This window comes from Bacillus sp. CGMCC 1.16541 (genome assembly GCF_003184905.1).
GTDB lineage: Bacteria > Bacillota > Bacilli > Bacillales > Bacillaceae_H > Priestia.
The window spans coordinates 171,340-188,542 of the sequence record NZ_KZ821207.1 but is presented as its reverse complement, the minus strand read 5'-3'; the positions used below and the strand labels follow the sequence as shown (position 1 = coordinate 188,542).

Below are 17,203 nucleotides of genomic sequence, written 5' to 3'. Positions count from 1 at the left end.
CATCTAGTATACAAGAATTTTAATTAAATTTCATTACACTTCTCTCATGATACAACGAAAAAAAGCCACCAAACAAGCTGTTTAGCGACTCTCTTTTTTCGGTAACAATAGAATAAATAGAAAACTAATAACAGCAAATAGACCCACCACTAGGTACACTTGATGCAAGGCATTTGTTAAACCGTCTTGTAAGACTGTTCGCACCGATGCTGAGAGCGTTTCGCGCATTTTAGGGTTTAACAATACATTTGTTGTGTCTACATTTACGTTTTCAATACCTGACTGTTCGATGTAAGACTTCATTTGAATGTTAAGGATTCCACCTAAAAGTGCAGCACCAATCGTACTTCCTAAGTTTCGCATAAACATATTTGAAGCCGTCGCAATTCCGCGTTGCTTCCAGTCGACTGTACTCTGAATTAACACAATAAATGCAGTAGAAGACAAGCCCATCCCTACACCAATTAAAAAAGAGCCAAATGCTGCCCACAGTGGACCATCATTTGGTGTTAATGTAGCAAACACACCGCTTCCTAAAATAAGGGATACGCCTCCCATTACCGATGTCATTCTGAAGCCAATCGATAACATTAACTTACCAGCAATCGTCGCAGCAATTGGCCAACCAATCGACATCGTCGTTAACGTGAAGCCAGCAACAAGTGGAGATTCCCCCATAATTCCCTGTACGTATGTAGGTAAAAAAGTAGACAAGCCAATTAAAATGACTCCTGTTGTTAATGAAACAATGTTGGCAATTAAAATAGGGCGCTCTTTCCATATATTAAATGGCATAACTGGCTCTTTTGCTCGCTTTTCTTGCCAAATAAACAGAACAAACGTAAAAATGAAAACACTCAATAAACCAATGATTTGAGGTGATGTCCACGAAAAACGAACGCCCCCTTCTACTAACACGAGCATAAAACTTGTAACTGAAATAATTAAGAAAATAGCCCCTGCATAATCGATGGATCGCTTCGTTTTTTCAATGTCTTCATTTAAATAAAAAAAGAGGACAAGTAACGAAAGAATTCCTAACGGGATGTTAATCCAAAAAACCCATTTCCAACTCATATATGCAACAAAAAAGCCACCTAATGCAGGACCCAATATCGCGGAGATTCCCCATACACTTGATAAATAGCCCTGGATTTTCGCTCGCTCCTCTTTCGTATACAAGTCCCCCACAATTGTTGTAGCAATAGGCATAACGGCTCCAGCACCAAAGCCTTGAATAAAACGAAAGACAATTAACATGGTCATGGATTCAGCCATTCCACACAATAAAGATCCGATAAGAAACACAATAATTCCAAACATAATAACAGGCTTACGTCCAAACAAATCGGCAAGTTTTCCATAAATCAATACAGTTACAGCATTCATGAGTAAATAGCTTGAAAATACCCAGCTATATTGCGAAAATCCACCTAAACTTGATACAATGACCGGCATCGCTGTTGACACAATCGTCGCTTCAATTGCTGCCATAAACATAGCTAACATCACGGCCCCTAACACAAACGGCCGCTTCGTTTGCTTTGGGCTTTGTTCGACATATTGCTTCGCTAAAACATTGCTCACACTACCTCTCCTTTCTATGTTACTTATTTTACCTTATGAGTAAACAAGAGGACAAAGATTAAAACTGATGAATAGTTGAAAATAAAACACTCTTGCCACTATGCCCTTTCATGTTACGGACAATCATCACAAGAGTGCTGTTGAAAGCCATCGATCATAAAACCAACACGATTTACGATGAGCTTCTTTCATTTTTTAGTTGATTGCTTACGTAAAAGATCTTTTTGTACATGTTGCAATATCGAGCGGCGAGTTAAAATACCTTCAAACACACCATGTTCATTTTCAACACATACAAACGGATGATTAATCATTAAATGAAGTGCTTGATTCATATGTTCTCCTACTTTCATGCGAGGTACATCTTTCTTCATCACACTTTCTACTTTTCTTTCTTCTAAGCGTTCAAATTCAATTCGCTCAAGACCTAAAATGGAGTCTAAAATAAGAGTGGTACTCACAAGCCCTTGCAATTTATAAGATGGATTTAGTACAGGAACAGCTGTATAACCTGTTTTCGTTAACACTAATAAAGCGTGCTCTAAATTATTCCCAACCTGAACATGCGCAACTTTATCTGCTCTGACTAATAAATCTTCGATAGATACACAATCAAATAGTTCGTAGGGTGTATTTATATTCACTTTGTTACTCCTCCTTTCATCTTCTCACTCACGATGAAAACGCTACCATTTTATTATATGAAGAAACACCTCAAAATTAACCGCCTAATCTTTTAGCTCACCTAATAAAAAAACTGACGATATAAATTCGTCAGCTTTTTCTATGTATATCGTTCTTACATTTCCTGCAAGCGATGATAAAGAGAGGAAATCTTCTTGTACTCTTCTTCTCCTACGCTCACTAATCCATTTTCAATGTCCGATATGTGGCTACTCACTACTTCAACGGCGTAATGTTGTTTGAATAACAAATCTAACAGAAGCCGAGCTTCTTCGCTGGATAATAAGACCGTACTATTTGAACTCATAGGATTGTCCTCCGCTTCCACATAAACTTTCAGAATTGTTTATGTCTTATAATTTCAGTCTAGATTTTTTCACTATGAGTGTCAATATAAGTTCCTAAAGATTGATGGAGTTTTCATTGAGTTATTTTTACAAAATTCGACTTTTTCATTAATGAACAAAGTTGTCTTTGTAAATATTGTCGGATAAGAAGCGGTGAGACAGAGTTGGTTTACAGAATGAATGAGAAACCACCTTTTCGAAAAGAGCCTACAAAAGAACCATATAAAAAGATCTTGTCCTTAAGTAAATCACTTAGGAACAAGATCCTTTAGAAAGATAACAAAGAAAGCACGCTTTTTTGTTATTTTCTTCATTCATTAATGAATCAATTCAAAAATTTCAATCGCAATCATATCAACGTTATCAAATTGATACACGTTTGGTTTTTCACCGTCTTGGTAAACTTCAAGCTCAAATGTTTCAGTTTTCGCGTGATATTTCACACTGCAAATACGTTTCCCATCTACTTCAAAGAAGCGTTGAGGAGCTTCACTGCCTCCTGCTTGTTCACGGAGATTCACAAGACGAGTTAAAATGCCTTGTAATTGTGACATATTACCTCTCCTTTCAACCATTCCATTGTATTGATCCTTCTAATAGGTTTCACTACAATTACGTTTCTATCCATAATCTCATCTAAAATGAGGGATTAAAGACACCATTTCACTATATTCTACATATGCCAAAAACACAAGCATTTTAACTAAATTTTATAAAGAAAATGCTTCATCGTAGCCAATTACTCGTATGTATCTTATAATAGATGTCGTAAATCTTATAAAATGTAAGGATGTATGTATCGTGAAAACCGTTGAAGTGTATACACAACCATCATGTCCTCCATGTCAAGTTGTTAAACAATTTTTAAACCATTACAAGATACAATTTGTCGAGTTCGATGTTTCGAAAGACCAAACTGCTCGAGACCGTATGATAAACGAATTCCAATCTTACTCTACACCTACAGTACGTGTAGATAATGAATTAGTAAAGGGATTTGATTTAAAACAACTCGAAGCTTTATTAGAACTTTAAGCTATCGCAAAAGGTTGCCATTTATCACTCTTGAGAAATGGCAACCTTTTTATTTTCGTTATTTCGTTATCTCTTTTGGCAATGTCTCGTTATATGAATAATCACTTACTTTCCAAACACCTTGCTCCTGCTTTAAAACGATACATTCGTAATGCTCTCCATACGATACTGGCCCATCTTCTATAGCTGGAAAGTGTTCATATACATACACGATATTTTTCTGTTGATTATACTTCATCTTTGTGTTTTCATCATACGAAAAATAAGGAATATAATACAGCGCAAAATCCGTACCATACGTGATATACCCTTGAGCTTCTTGCGTAATGTTTTCATCTAAAAACTTCGTGATATACGGCTGTTGAAAGTGAGGTTGTAATAGTTTTTCTGCTTCTTCTTTTGTACGATGATCATTACCTAGTTGAAGTTGAGCTTGAAATGCTTGATGAAGCGTAGTAAAGACTTCATTACGAGATGGTTGCTTTACAGTCGTTTCAGCTGTGACTGTTTGAATACCTATTACACTGATGAATAATAAAACAGATAAAGCTGTCATACCTATTTGCTTAAACAATGCCATCATCCACCTTTCTTGTTTACTTGTTTTATTTCTTCCCCCTTACAATTTACGTAAACCGTACTTTAACAAAAGCTTACTTTTATAAACAGAATGAGCAATTAACAAGACTCGGTTCTCCTACTAGAGTTACCTTCCTCTACCTTTCATACAAAGCTTAACCGTTACTCTTCAAAAATCAGTCCGAAAATAACAACTGGTTAAATGCGAGCTCAATAATAAATAACGGCCATGTATGCAATCAAAGCTAAACAAACCGCAATCCCAACGAGGCACGCAATAAAGATTGGATTTCTTATATAAGGATGAGCTTGTACTTTTTCATCTAATTGTGTGTCAAATTCACCTTGCAACTTCTTCTGATCTCTCGCGATAACCCACGTATAAAAAAGTGAAATTAAGGCGATTACACCCACAATGATACCTAGCACCCCCATTAACCCCATCTTTTTCACCTTCCTTTTTTTCTTTATGTTTCCGATTCATGAAAAAGATATACGCATTTTACAACTAGAAAAGGTTGCTAGGAATTCTCCTGCAACCTTTTCTATCGCTTAACATAAACTTATAGTGCATCCTTCTCATATAAAAATGCATAGGATAAATCAATAAACACATACCGTTGATCATCTAATGGATATGAAAAGGTGCGGATACTCTCACCGGTTTCAATATCACTGTAGAGATCTGACAAAATACCTTTTTTGTCATAGTTCATCTTCATAATATTCGCGAGAAAGTATGGACGCCAGCTCCAGTTTTTATCCATATACTTGGATTCAAGAAGCCACATTTCTTCTTTTTTAATAATATTAGATGATTGCTGGAAGCCATTTTCATCACAAATATAAACACGGAAACAACTTTTAGATAGCTCGTTTGCAATCAGTTCGATCATCTCATCATAAGAATGTAATTTCCGACACTTTGGCATAAGCGATTGTATTTTCGTTTCAAATGCTTGGGTTAAATGATGAATTGCTAATAACTTCTTTTTCTCATGCGAAATAAATGTTTTGAATTGCTCTTTTAACTTTTCCTTTAGCATATTTGGATCAACAAGAGTCGGTGATGGTTTATGGAGATAAAACCCTTGAAAATAGCGTCCTCCGTTTCTCCAAGCGTATTGTAGCTGATAGGATGCCTCTATGTCTTCATACAGCAACGTTGCTCCAATTTTTCTCGCAAGTAGTGATAATGAGTATAAAACATCTTGATACGATTGAGACATTGCTGTGGTACGAAGAATATGTAAATCCACTTTTAAGATGTCTGGGGATAATAAACCGATACGCTCAAGATTACTACTTTCTTTCCCGATATTATCAACAGCTATTTTAATTCCATAAGTACGGTAATACATTAACAAATGATGCAGTTGATCAATATCTCCTTTAAAATCATGCTCAGTAATTTCTAAGACAATTCTTTTTAGAGATAGCCCACGTTCTTCATAAGATTTTAAAAGCAAAAGAAGCGACTCTCCATGGTCATTCATCAACAGGTTTGCATTTTGATTAATAAATATTTGATATTGTTCATCATGCTGTAATGCATTTTCCAACGCCTTCGTTAAAACCGCTCGGTCAATTTCCATGCGATACTCATCCGGAATCCCTTCATCATGAAACAAAGGTCCAAGACTTTCGATACAGTCTTCTATTTGAAACCTTCCTAACACTTCATAACCAATAATTTTATGTTCATCTGCACTAAAAATTGCTTGGTAATACGGAAGAGTTTGCTCTAAGTTCGTTAACACATCTAAAGGATCCACTCCACTCTCCCCCTCTTTCACGCTAGTATACAAAATTTTCTATTAAAAGAAAAGCGAAAGGCGCTTGGTTAGCGGTGTACAAACTGGACGGCTCCGTATGAGATAAAGAAAACACGGCGAACATAGTGAGCCGATGTTGCCTTATCGTAAGGAGGAGCAGGAAGTTTGCTAGCCGCTAGCGCCTGTAGCTAGACAAATCAGAAAAGCGAAAGGCGCTTGGTTAGCGGTGTACAAACTGGACGGCTCCGTAATAGGTAATTGAATGCCTTTAAACTCTGCCTCAAAAGTTTTATCTATAGCAAATGACGCCATCCCTGTAAGGATGCGTCATTTACTTAGATTAATAGATTAAAAAGGAAACTGATTTAACCACTGTCCTCCATCCATTGTCACACACTCACCGTTAATATAAGATGCTTCTTGTGAGAATAAGAACGCAGCTAGTGCTGCAATTTCTTCTGGTGTACCCGTTCGTTGTAGCGGAACTGATTTAATTGTGCGCTCTTTTGCTTTTTCAGATTGAAAGAGCTTTTCTGCTCCTCCTGTACGCTCGATTGGACCTGGAGCAATAGCATTTACGCGAATCCCATATTTACGTCCCCACTCTACAGCTAGCGTGCGTGTCATCGTAAGGACCCCTGATTTTGCACAAGCAGAATGGATGACACCAGCTCCTGCATTCCATGCATATGTTGCGACAATATTTGTAATCGCACCTTTTATGTTACGCTCAATCCAATACTTACCTACTTCTTGACTACAATAAAATGTACCGTTTAACACGATATCAATCACACTATTCCAGCCATTAATGGATAAGTCTTCGGCTGGGCAAATAAAGTTACCTGCTGCGTTGTTTACAAGAAAATCGATGCGATGAAAAGCCTCATCTGTTTCTTTCACCATTCTTGCAACATCTTCGGGGTTACGTACATCCATTTTGACAGTCAGTACTTGTCCCTCAAACGTTTCAAGTTCTGCCTTTGTCTCTAGTAATCTCTCTTCATTTCTGCCTGTGATGACGACATATGCTCCATCATCAGCAAAACGCTTTGCCATATGTTTCCCCATTCCACTTGAACCGCCTGTTACAATGACTACTTTTTCTTTCATTCTCCCATACCCCTTTGCCATTTTTTAGACTATTGCAACTATTATTTTACCTCTTTTTCTTTCATCTTCAAATTGTTATCAGCAAAAAAACAATGATATAATAAAAAAAGATAACTAAAATAACTAATAGGTTGGTTTTTATGATGGAAAAGACGTACACAAGACGCTCTTTTTTGAAGCGTTTTTTATCATTGTCTTTTGGTAGTATGATAGCAGCAAGCGGTGGTTATGTTTATGCCAAATATATTGAGCCAAATCGACTAGATATTGTTCGACAAACAATTCACGCTTCGAATCTTCCTGCAAGCTTTGATGGTATGAAAATTGTACAGTTTAGCGATATACACCTCGGTTTGTCTTATCACTTACCTCATTTAGAAAAGCTAATTGACACCATGAATGCACTACACCCTGACATCGTTTTATTCACAGGTGATTTAATTGATATTCCAAATGAATATCAACACGCAAACGAAGTAGCCCCAATCTTAAAACGAATTCAAGCACCTCTTGGTAAATATTCAATCTATGGAAATCATGATCATGGTGGATATGGAACTGAATTATATAGAAATATTATGCAACAAGCTGACTTTAAACTGCTTATGAATGACGTTCAGAAAATCCAATTAGTTGACCAAACGTATATTCATATTTGTGGACTAGATGACGTGATGCTTGGTAAACCTGAATACTCTAAAACACTTAATCAATTACAACGTAATGTATTTTCAATTGCGATGGTCCATGAACCTGATGTAGCTGTTAAAGTTGCAAACTATGAAGTTGATTTACAACTTTCCGGACATAGTCATGGGGGACAGATTCAAATACCTTTTTACGGTCCATTGATTACACCGCCATTTGGAACCGTTTATTCAGAAGGTTTCTATGAAGTAGGTGAATCAAACATGCAGCTATATGTGAATCGTGGTCTCGGTACTACGCGCTTACCATTTCGTTTTTTAGCTACCCCTGAAGTGACGGTTTTCACATTAAGAAAAAAGGAGAAATAGCGTAGCCCTTCCCGTTCAATCCTTATATCGAATAAAGAGGACGGGAGGGCTTCTTTTTATATATCAATAAATAATTTCTCCACTTCGCTTGATGGAAGAGGGCGACTAAAATAATACCCTTGGGCTTTTTCACAATGAATTTCTTTTAAAAACTGTGCTTGTTCTTTTTCTTCTACTCCTTCAGCAATGACAGTCAAACTAAGCTTTTGAGCAAGGTGAATAATTGTCGTTGTAATGGCTTCATCTTTTGGATCCGTTAACAAATCACGAATAAAAGACTGATCAATTTTTAAACAATCAATAGGAAAACGCTTTAAATAACTAAGTGATGAATAACCTGTACCAAAGTCATCTACAGAGATTTGAACACCAATTTCTTTTAACTGTTTTAATACTTTAATTGTTTCTCTGGCATCTTTTAACGCACCTTCTGTAATTTCAATTTCTAAACATGAAGGGGGTATGTTAAATCGTTTGACGGCCTCTTGAATAGACTGAACTAATGTTGCTTGTTGAAACTGCTTCGTTGATAAATTAACGGCGACTGTTTTATAACCGTAACCTTTTTCATACCATTCTTTAATTTGACGACATACTTCTTCAAGAACCCAAGTACCTATTGGCAAGATAAGACCTGTATCTTCAGCAAGTGGAATAAAATCATTTGGTGAGATAAATCCAAGGGTTGGACTATTCCAGCGAATTAGCGCTTCAAAACTACTAATATCACCACTTTGCAAGTCTACTTGCGGCTGGTAAAAGACTAAAAACTCCTGTTGGTTAATCGCTTTTCTTAAACCCGTTTCAATTAACATCATGTAAGGCGTTGATTGAAGCATACTGTGATGGTAAAACTGATAATGTGCTTTTCCTTGCTCCTTCACACGATAAAGCGCAATGTCAGCACACTTGATTAGCATTCCTCTTTCTCTACCATCATTAGGAAACATACTAATACCTAGACTAGGAGTTACGTAATACTCTTGATTCTCATGAAGTAAATAAGGCAGAGAAAATAACGAAATAATTTGTTTTGCAAATTGTTCTACTTGCTCTACTGTTGTCTTTTCAAGCAATAGCACAAATTCGTCTCCACCTTGACGACAAACAGAAACATATTTACTCGATAATGAATCAAGTCGTTTCGCTACATTTTTTAATAATTGATCTCCTGCATCATGACCAAGTGTATCGTTTAAAATTTTAAATCGATCTAAATCCATGTAGATTAAAGCCAATTGTTCATTTTGTTTGGAAGCCTGAAGAATGGCTTCTGTCAATTTTTCATTTAACCAATTTCGATTAGGCAACTTTGTTAAATAATCATAAAAAGCCATTTGTTTCATTAACTTCTCATTTTCTAGCTGCTCTGTAATGTCTCGAACAATGAGGTAAACGCCTATAATATGATGATGAACGACAATGGGAACAGTCTTCACTTGCGTCCAGATGACATACCCTTTTTTATGTACAATTTTACATGTGATCGTTTTTCGTTCACTGCCTTCAATTGTTTTGTTTAAAATATCTTGAAAATAAGAAACATCCTCCTCTTGCAACAGAGATAAGATGGATCGGCCTACTAACTCTTTTTCTTTATAACCAAACGATTCAAACGCAGCTGGATTGGCATGCAGCAAACTCCCTTTTAAATCTAATACAAATACGGTATCGAGGTTATGGTCTACAAGTGACTTATATTTTTGCTCACTCTCAATTAATCTATTTTTTTCCATTATCACAGTTGTTACATCTCTTGTGATACTAACGATGTAACAACAAGCTCCACTTTCATCCATAATAGGAGTTAAAACCGACTCTCCATTTATCATTTGACCATCTTCTAACATCACTTCATCTTGAAACACAACTTTCCTTTTTCTACGTTGTGCTAGCGCATAATATGACTGTAAGTGAGTAGCAACAGACGAAGGTAAAACTTCTTGCAATGTCTTACCTTTATAGTCCCCAGCTAAATTTGCATGCGTTTTACCTGCTTCGTTTACAAAAAAATAACGAAAAACCCCTTCTTCATCCGCAGACATGATATAAACAAAATCGTGCGTATGTTTTAAAATAATTTCTACAATTAACTCTTCAAGCTTATTTGTACCATTTAATATACGATTTGTTACGTTGTACATAGTTCCCAACCTACTGTTATTTTTATTTTTCTTAATAGTAGCACATTTAAAAAGCGCCAGGTAGAGAAAATACCCATTTCTAAAAAGCCAGGCTCACAAGAGTGAAAACTTCCATACACTATCTAGACAAAGTGTTAGGAGGTTAAATAAACGATGTATTATCATCCTTATCAAGCATATCGAAATGTTCCTTACGGTGATCAGCGATTTTTTGGATTTCCTTTTATAGCAGGATTAGCTGGTGGCCTTTTAGGAGGACTGGCGGTTGGTGGTTTTGGTGGTGGATTCGGTCGACCAGGTTGCTGTCCTCCATTCCCAACTCCGTACCCAGCTCCTTATCCACTTCCAACTCCTTATCCATATCCTTATCCGTTACCTACACCAATTGGAGGTGGTGGATACCCAGGAGGATTCGGTGCACAAGCACCAACTGCTGGATACAACCCATATCAAACTTATACGCCACGATAAAAAAGCAGCCGGTATTCCTCCGGCTGCTTCTTTATTCTTCATCCTCCATAATGTCATAAGCCATCTCATACAGCAGTCTTTGACTATCAATGACTGGATCGTTTTCGCTTTTCGTTACATAATGATAACTTCCATCAGGTTGTTGTTTCCGCGCCTTGACATTATCATCCAACATAATAGATAGCCATTTTTGAATACGCTTTTTTAAGCGACCATCAAAAATAGGAAACAGAATTTCAACTCGTTTAATCATATTTCGTGTCATCATATCAGCCGATGAAAAGAAAATCTTCTCTTCCCCATTATGATGAAAATAATAGATCCGACTATGTTCTAGAAACCTTCCAACGATACTAATAACGTTAATGTTTTCACTAATTCCTTTTATTCCAGGGCGCAAGCAACAAATACCTCGCACAATTAAATCAATTTTGACACCTGCGTTTGACGCTTCATATAACTTCATAATAATCGGTTTATCTGTTAGTGAGTTCATCTTTGCAATAATTCGCCCGTTCCCATACTTTTTATGAAATTCAATTTCTTGATCGATCAGACGAATATAATTTGTTCGAATATCAAACGGTGCAACAGATAAATGATGATAATGAGGCTTTTCCGTGTATCCACTTAAATAATTAAAGAAGTTTGTGGCATCAATTCCAATTTTTCGATTTGCAGTGATTAAACCTGTATCCGTATACAGTTTTGCAGTGGCATCATTATAGTTTCCTGTTCCTAAGTGAACAAATCGCTCAACTCTCCCATTTTTCCGACGAACAACAAGTGTGATTTTGCTATGAGTTTTTAGGTAGTTCATCCCGTAGATAACATGACACCCTGCTTTTTCAAGCTCTTTTGCCCATTGAACATTGTTTTCTTCATCAAAGCGTGCTTTTAATTCAACAAGCACGGTTACTTGTTTTCCGTTTTCAGCGGCACGTTGTAATGCCTTAATGACAGGTGAGTCACCGCTTACACGATAAAGTGTTTGCTTAATGGCTAATACATCAGGATCATCTGCAGCATCAGACACAAAATCAATCACTGGCTCAAAAGATTCATATGGATGATGAAGTAAAATATCTTGCTCGAGTACTTTTTCGAAAATATCTTCATCTGAAGCAATGTCTTTAGGAGGTTGCGGAATGAATGCTTCCTCCATTAAATGTTCATGTGTGGCTTTTACTTCTTTATAAAAAGAAAATAAGAACGTAAAATCTAGTGGACCTTCTACCATGTATACATCTTTATCATGAATTTCTAACTCTTCCTTTAAATAAGCTAGCACGTTTTGGTCACAATGTTTACCTCTTACTTCTAAACGTACAGCCGCTCCCCATTTTCGCTTTTTTAGTTCTTTCTCAATTTCTCTCAATAAATCTCTTGCGCCTTCTTCATGAATAGTCATATCTGCATTTCTTGTAATACGAAATTGTGTAACAGACTTTACAACATAACCTGTAAAAATTTTTCGGATAAAGTGTGCAATGACATCTTCTAATAACACAAATTTCCTTTGATGTCCTTGATGGGGTAATTCAATGAAACGTTCTAACACAGCAGGCACTTGAACAAGAGCTAATTTGCCGTTTAGTTGGGTAATGCTACCTTCTTGCTCTGTTTTCTCCTCTAAGATGACAGCTAAATTTAAACTTTTATTTAAAAGCATCGGAAACGGTCGATATGCATCCACAGCCATTGGAGTTAAGACAGGAAAGATTTGATCTTCAAAATAAATTTCTAGAAATGATAGCTGTTCATGATCAATATCATGCATGGATACCATCTGAACGCCTTCATTCTCAATAGCGGGTATCAATTGTTCATTAAATAAAGCATATTGAGACTGCACTAATTGGTGATTCGTTTTTGAAATAGAGGAAAGTTGTTGTTTCGGAGTTAACCCCGCTTTATTTTCTGGTTTGTTAAAGTTTGCTTTCACTTGATCTTTTAGGCCAGCTACTCGCACCATAAAAAATTCATCGAGGTTCGAACTAAAGATAGCTAGAAACTTAAATCGTTCTAATAACGCATTTCGTTCATCAAAAGCTTCTTCTAGTACACGTTGATTAAAAGCTAACCAGCTTAATTCGCGATTATTATAATAAGACGGATCTGCAAATCTCGCCTTATTTGTTGGATTTCCGGTTGTATTTATCATCGTAAAAAGTCCCACCTTCAATATATATCTGTTTGAAGCTTTCCCTTTCCCAAAGTTACCACTATTGTATTAATCTTTTGTAAATTATAGGTTATATTTTAGTTAAAATAGGGATTTAGCACTTGTTTTTCAGTATAATAAAACATTTCAGATAATAGTATGTGTTTTGACCGAACGTTAAACGAGTATGTGAAAACAGACTTGTTTAAATGGATCAAAGAATCACTCCTATTTAACCAAGCCCGCTATATTCCTTGCTCAAAATAAACTGCCCTATTAGCCATACCTATCTTTAAAAAAGGGCCTTTATATAAGCGTAAAGCGAAGATGAACAGATAGTTTCAACACTTTTTCTAACTGCTTCTTTTGCTTTTCGGTTTGATACTCTTCTGCTCGATAATCTTCATGACACTGTGCCGTTAAAAATAATTGACCTTCTTGTATCTTAACCTCTAATTGGTTCACTACATTTCGTTTTGTTGCATTTAAGCTGTGAGTAAATTTTAAGATGGATCCAACAATTAATAATCGCTTGTATTCTTCTTTCGTAAACCACTCTTTAAATGGTGCTATATATTGTTTAAACGTAGATTTCCCTTTATAAGAAGCTACTAATGCTAACTTTAACCGTTCTTTATGATTCAATCCGTCAATTGTTCTATTAGCTAATAAATAAAAAGTATGTTGACTGCTTGATTCTGCATCAATGTATTCACCAAGATAAAACACTTGAGCTGCTCGTTTTAATAAGTTTAAATCTTCATCTTGCAAACAAGTAGAATGAGATGAACGTATATGTTGAAAGAGAATAGGGGATAACTCACTCATTTGTTTCACATGTTCTTCATCCATCTCATAGTCTTCCATCAATTCCCGCAAACTTTTCGCTAACACATCAGTCAATAGAACATCTTCATGCCGCTTAATAACCTCTCCAAAAAACACTCCTTCTCTTAATCCTTTTCGACTCAAAATAAAGGTTTTGGAATCCGTTACTTCACAAAGAGTATGAAATACTTGGATAGCTGGTACAATTGTATCTGCTCGATCTTTTGATAACCCATCTAGTTTTTGAATTTCTTGATAAGGTAATAAATCAAGATGTTCTTTCACCTGGCAAATATCATCATGTGACATTTCATATTGATGGACACCGGCTAGTGGATAGTCGATAAGATTTTGATGAAGTTGCACCATATTACGCGCACTTCCTCCAATGGCCACAATTGGAACATTAATATGTCTTAACCAAGGAAGAGAGTTGAATTGAGAAAGAATGTATGCCTCAATTTGTTCTCTTTCTTTAGGTGTAGGAATATGATTTTTAACAAATTGTAATTTCAAAGACAGTGCGCCAAATGGAAAGCTATGATATTCGACTAGCTCTCGATTTTGAAAATAGGTTACTTCTGTGCTTCCACCACCAATGTCGATTGTTACTCCTTCTGTAATCGACGTGGAATGAATAACCGCTAAAAAACCATAGTACGCTTCTTCGTACTCTGAGAACACAGTCATGGTAAAGTCTGTTTCTTTTTCAACAATCTCCATAATCGTTTGCTTATTTTTTGCTTGCCGAATTGTTGCCGTTGCAATGCAGTTTACTTTTTCTAGCGCATGGTGTTTTGTTAAAACTTGAAAGCTTTTTAATGTATCTAGTAATATTTCAATACCTTTTTTGGTTAAAATTTCATTTTTATCAAGATAATTTCGAAGTCTAGCTACTACTTTTACGTTTTCAATCTGACGAATGCTTTTTTCATTTTTCAGTTCGTAAATAACGAGCCTCATTGTATTTGATCCAATATCAATCATGCCGTATTTTTGTTTCAATGTCGTTCAAACATCCTTTTCATTTACAAGCTTTTTAACACTATTTTATACATTTTGATGTAAAACACAATATCATTATGTTTATTTCTAAACAGTTTTCCTAACCTGTGTTGCGCTATAATCAGGAGTGGCTTAGTGCTGTCTTCTATTCTAGCCAACCTCTATAAAGGCACGATTGTACAAAATCCATCTGAAAACAAGCATATCCAAACGAATTCTTCACAACGAAAGGAGAACAGTTATATGAATCACCTTGTGAAGCCAGGAGAAACTATTACTTCTATCGCTATTGACTACCGAATTTCTGTTACAGCACTTTTAGCAGCAAACCCTCTTGCAAATCCTAATATCATCTTGCCAGGCCAAACCATTATCATTCCAGGTCTTCCAGATAAAGAAACCATTCCGTATAGTATCCATGTTTTCTTAACAGAGCGGCAGCTAGAATTACGAAACAAAGGGGCCGTTATGAAAACGTACCCCATTGCTGTTGGTAAGATGCTAACCGAAACACCTATTGGTAACTTTGTCATCGTCAATCGTCAGCCAAATCCAGGTGGTCCATTCGGAACGATGTGGTTAAGCTTATCAAAGATTTCTTATGGTATTCATGGAACAAATAATCCAAGTTCAATTGGTCAAGCTGTTTCAAAAGGATGCATTCGTATGTATAACAAAGATGTAAACGAATTAGCGTCGATCGTGCCTAATGGAACAGGTGTATATATTCGACCTTCACGACTTGGCTCTTAGCCTCTTCCTGCTTGAAAACTCGGATAAAGAGTCATACCACCGTCCGCATAAAGTGTAATACCTGTTACATATTTTGATTCGTTCGATGCTAACCATGCTGCGACTGATGCAATCTCTTCAGCTTCAGCAACATAACCCATTGGAATTAATTTTTCAACGTCTGCTTTCACTCCTGGATCTGAAAATTTCTCTGCATTAATCGGTGTATTAATGGCACCAGGACCAATCGCATTTACTCGAATACCTTGAGGTGCATATTCTAAAGCTAACGTTTCCGTCATCATCTTAATGCCACCCTTACTTGAAGCATAATGGACAAAATGAGGCCAAGGAATGATATCGTGAACGCTTGACATATTAATAATCGAACCCTTTATTTCATGTTTGAGCATATAATCAATTGCTTCACGACAACATAGAAAAGTGCCAGATAAATTAACAGATATGACTTTATTCCATTCGTCCAATGACATCTTATGAGATGAAACTTCACTTTGAATTCCAGCATTGTTAACCATTACATCTAACGTTCCAAATGATGTATGAGCCGCCTCAATAAGACGCTTCACATTCTCTTCTTTTGAAATATCAGCTTGAATGGCGACAGCTTCTCCTCCATTCTCTTGGATCGTTTTCACAACTTTTAAGGCATTTTCTTGTTTTGAAAGATAATTGACAACAACTTTCATTTTTTCTTGCCCAAATCGAATCGCTATCGCTTCTCCAATGCCACTTGCAGAACCTGTTACAATGGCGACTTTTCCTTTTAATTGTTCATACATGTCATTCACTCCTTTATTTCTTTGTAAAGCCTAATAGTACTCCACCGGCAATGATCAATAGGCACCCAATAATGACGAATACAATTTGACGTTTGGATTTCTTTTCACCTAATAAAAAGATTCCGCCTAGCGTTGAAATAATAATACCCATTTGAGAAAAAGAAAAACTTGTAGCAACACCTACTCTAGGAACAGCCAATAACAATCCAATGTTTCCTGTTGCCCATATAAACCCCGTAATCGTGTTTCGAATTGCATATTTATCAAATGGTTTATGACGAATGGTCAAAATGACTGCTCCAACAATCATCCCGAAAGCTTGAGGTAAAATAGCCGTCCAACCGTCTATTTCAAACCAACGAATGATAACAACATACGCAACATAACCAACCGTTGAAACAAGTAACGTAACCATCCCTTTTGTAAAGCTCTTCTTACCCTCTTCATCTGTTTCACTTTTGTCTTTTAAAGATGTAAATACAACACCGACAATAATACAAATTAACGCTGCAATCCCAATCATCAACTGTGTTTTCGTTGACCATTCTCCAAACACCAGAACACCAAATAACGACGTTCCAAGCAATTGCATACCTGTAGAGATAGGTAGCGCTTTTGAAACACCTAGCTGATCAGCAGCTGAGAATTGATTTTTCTGTCCTAGCGTCCAAAAAATCCCCGATATAAAACTGACAACGACTGCTTTTGTTGATAATTCTGGCTGTACAATAAAGTACGCACCTATTGAAAAAAGTAATGCTCCAATTGTTAGTCCTAGTGTTTGGCTATAGGGCGAACCACCTAATTTGGCACTCACTAATAAAATACTTCCCCACATCACTGCGGGAATAAGAGCAATTAAAATATCTGTCATGTTTCTACACCACCTTACTCTTGACGTAACGTTTTATGTATTATTT

At 36.3% G+C, this 17,203-nt stretch carries 17 protein-coding genes; 4 read left to right on the top strand and 13 right to left on the bottom strand.

Annotated features, from left to right (window positions below; translation table 11 throughout):
• Positions 1-81: 81 nt before the first annotated feature.
• The 4 genes from DIS06_RS02810 to DIS06_RS02795 form a co-directional block, all read right to left on the bottom strand.
• Positions 82-1,587, bottom strand: coding sequence for an MDR family MFS transporter (locus DIS06_RS02810; RefSeq protein WP_275425410.1), 1,506 nt, complete (start codon positions 1,585-1,587; stop codon positions 82-84).
• A gap of 188 nt (positions 1,588-1,775) precedes the next feature.
• On the bottom strand, positions 1,776-2,231 hold the full coding sequence (gene cbpB / locus DIS06_RS02805) for a cyclic-di-AMP-binding protein CbpB (RefSeq protein ID WP_481746834.1): 456 nt from the start codon (positions 2,229-2,231) through the stop codon (positions 1,776-1,778).
• A gap of 155 nt (positions 2,232-2,386) precedes the next feature.
• Positions 2,387-2,578, bottom strand: coding sequence for an antirepressor AbbA (abbA, locus tag DIS06_RS02800; RefSeq protein WP_110111730.1), 192 nt, complete (start codon positions 2,576-2,578; stop codon positions 2,387-2,389).
• Positions 2,579-2,935: 357 nt separating this feature from the next.
• Complete coding sequence (locus tag DIS06_RS02795) at positions 2,936-3,172, bottom strand: YkuJ family protein (RefSeq protein WP_110111729.1); 237 nt, start codon at positions 3,170-3,172, stop codon at positions 2,936-2,938.
• Between the two features lie 247 nt (positions 3,173-3,419).
• On the opposite strand from DIS06_RS02795, the gene DIS06_RS02790 reads away from it, so the two are divergent.
• Entirely contained in the window at positions 3,420-3,653 is a 234-nt protein-coding gene (locus tag DIS06_RS02790; RefSeq protein ID WP_110111728.1) for a glutaredoxin domain-containing protein, read from the top strand.
• Between the two features lie 58 nt (positions 3,654-3,711).
• Here DIS06_RS02790 and DIS06_RS02785 read toward each other — a convergent pair whose 3' ends face one another.
• The 4 genes from DIS06_RS02785 to fadH all read right to left on the bottom strand — a co-directional run bounded on the left by DIS06_RS02785 (position 3,712) and on the right by fadH (position 7,120).
• The gene (locus tag DIS06_RS02785; protein WP_162595847.1) at positions 3,712-4,227 is read right to left on the bottom strand and encodes a DUF3993 domain-containing protein; all 516 of its coding nucleotides are present in this window, start codon (positions 4,225-4,227) and stop codon (positions 3,712-3,714) included.
• A gap of 215 nt (positions 4,228-4,442) precedes the next feature.
• Positions 4,443-4,676, bottom strand: coding sequence for a hypothetical protein (locus tag DIS06_RS02780; RefSeq protein WP_110111726.1), 234 nt, complete (start codon positions 4,674-4,676; stop codon positions 4,443-4,445).
• A 119-nt stretch (positions 4,677-4,795) separates the two neighbouring features.
• Positions 4,796-6,007 carry an EAL domain-containing protein gene (locus DIS06_RS02775; RefSeq protein WP_110111725.1) on the bottom strand — a complete coding sequence of 404 codons (1,212 nt, stop codon included), beginning with the start codon at positions 6,005-6,007 and terminating at the stop codon, positions 4,796-4,798.
• Positions 6,008-6,355: 348 nt separating this feature from the next.
• Positions 6,356-7,120 carry a 2,4-dienoyl-CoA reductase gene (fadH, locus tag DIS06_RS02770; protein ID WP_110111724.1) on the bottom strand — a complete coding sequence of 255 codons (765 nt, stop codon included), beginning with the start codon at positions 7,118-7,120 and terminating at the stop codon, positions 6,356-6,358.
• Positions 7,121-7,263: 143 nt separating this feature from the next.
• On the opposite strand from fadH, the gene DIS06_RS02765 reads away from it, so the two are divergent.
• Positions 7,264-8,136 carry a metallophosphoesterase gene (locus DIS06_RS02765; protein WP_110111763.1) on the top strand — a complete coding sequence of 291 codons (873 nt, stop codon included), beginning with the start codon at positions 7,264-7,266 and terminating at the stop codon, positions 8,134-8,136.
• 56 nt (positions 8,137-8,192) lie between these two features.
• Here the strand turns inward: DIS06_RS02765 and DIS06_RS02760 are convergent, their stop codons facing one another.
• The gene (locus DIS06_RS02760) at positions 8,193-10,280 is read right to left on the bottom strand and encodes a bifunctional diguanylate cyclase/phosphodiesterase (RefSeq protein WP_110111723.1); all 2,088 of its coding nucleotides are present in this window, start codon (positions 10,278-10,280) and stop codon (positions 8,193-8,195) included.
• Positions 10,281-10,433: 153 nt separating this feature from the next.
• On the opposite strand from DIS06_RS02760, the gene DIS06_RS02755 reads away from it, so the two are divergent.
• Positions 10,434-10,751 (top strand): hypothetical protein, encoded by a 318-nt coding sequence (locus DIS06_RS02755; RefSeq protein ID WP_110111722.1) that lies wholly within the window; start codon positions 10,434-10,436, stop codon positions 10,749-10,751.
• Between the two features lie 31 nt (positions 10,752-10,782).
• Here DIS06_RS02755 and DIS06_RS02750 read toward each other — a convergent pair whose 3' ends face one another.
• Both DIS06_RS02750 and DIS06_RS02745 read right to left on the bottom strand, forming a co-directional pair.
• A complete protein-coding gene (locus DIS06_RS02750) occupies positions 10,783-12,915 on the bottom strand; it encodes an RNA degradosome polyphosphate kinase (RefSeq protein ID WP_110111721.1) in 2,133 nt (710 codons plus the stop codon).
• Positions 12,916-13,221: 306 nt separating this feature from the next.
• On the bottom strand, positions 13,222-14,730 hold the full coding sequence (locus DIS06_RS02745; RefSeq protein WP_110111762.1) for a Ppx/GppA family phosphatase: 1,509 nt from the start codon (positions 14,728-14,730) through the stop codon (positions 13,222-13,224).
• 261 nt (positions 14,731-14,991) lie between these two features.
• On the opposite strand from DIS06_RS02745, the gene DIS06_RS02740 reads away from it, so the two are divergent.
• On the top strand, positions 14,992-15,501 hold the full coding sequence (locus DIS06_RS02740) for a L,D-transpeptidase family protein (protein ID WP_110111761.1): 510 nt from the start codon (positions 14,992-14,994) through the stop codon (positions 15,499-15,501).
• On the opposite strand, the gene DIS06_RS02735 is transcribed toward DIS06_RS02740, so the two are convergent.
• Positions 15,498-16,283, bottom strand: coding sequence for a glucose-1-dehydrogenase (locus DIS06_RS02735; RefSeq protein WP_110111720.1), 786 nt, complete (start codon positions 16,281-16,283; stop codon positions 15,498-15,500). The genes DIS06_RS02740 and DIS06_RS02735 overlap by 4 nt on opposite strands.
• A gap of 13 nt (positions 16,284-16,296) precedes the next feature.
• On the bottom strand, positions 16,297-17,157 hold the full coding sequence (locus DIS06_RS02730) for a GRP family sugar transporter (protein ID WP_110111719.1): 861 nt from the start codon (positions 17,155-17,157) through the stop codon (positions 16,297-16,299).
• Positions 17,158-17,203: the final 46 nt, after the last annotated feature.

Coding starts and splice junctions, on each gene's coding strand:
- DIS06_RS02750 (WP_110111721.1), bottom strand. CDS start 12,915: ATGATAAATACAACCGGAAATCCAACAAATAAGGCGAGATTTGCAGAT.
- DIS06_RS02740 (WP_110111761.1), top strand. CDS start 14,992: ATGAATCACCTTGTGAAGCCAGGAGAAACTATTACTTCTATCGCTATT.
- fadH (WP_110111724.1), bottom strand. CDS start 7,120: ATGAAAGAAAAAGTAGTCATTGTAACAGGCGGTTCAAGTGGAATGGGG.
- DIS06_RS02765 (WP_110111763.1), top strand. CDS start 7,264: ATGGAAAAGACGTACACAAGACGCTCTTTTTTGAAGCGTTTTTTATCA.
- DIS06_RS02780 (WP_110111726.1), bottom strand. CDS start 4,676: ATGGGGTTAATGGGGGTGCTAGGTATCATTGTGGGTGTAATCGCCTTA.
- DIS06_RS02745 (WP_110111762.1), bottom strand. CDS start 14,730: ATGATTGATATTGGATCAAATACAATGAGGCTCGTTATTTACGAACTG.
- DIS06_RS02730 (WP_110111719.1), bottom strand. CDS start 17,157: ATGACAGATATTTTAATTGCTCTTATTCCCGCAGTGATGTGGGGAAGT.
- DIS06_RS02760 (WP_110111723.1), bottom strand. CDS start 10,280: ATGTACAACGTAACAAATCGTATATTAAATGGTACAAATAAGCTTGAA.
- abbA (WP_110111730.1), bottom strand. CDS start 2,578: ATGAGTTCAAATAGTACGGTCTTATTATCCAGCGAAGAAGCTCGGCTT.
- DIS06_RS02755 (WP_110111722.1), top strand. CDS start 10,434: ATGTATTATCATCCTTATCAAGCATATCGAAATGTTCCTTACGGTGAT.
- DIS06_RS02735 (WP_110111720.1), bottom strand. CDS start 16,283: ATGTATGAACAATTAAAAGGAAAAGTCGCCATTGTAACAGGTTCTGCA.
- DIS06_RS02795 (WP_110111729.1), bottom strand. CDS start 3,172: ATGTCACAATTACAAGGCATTTTAACTCGTCTTGTGAATCTCCGTGAA.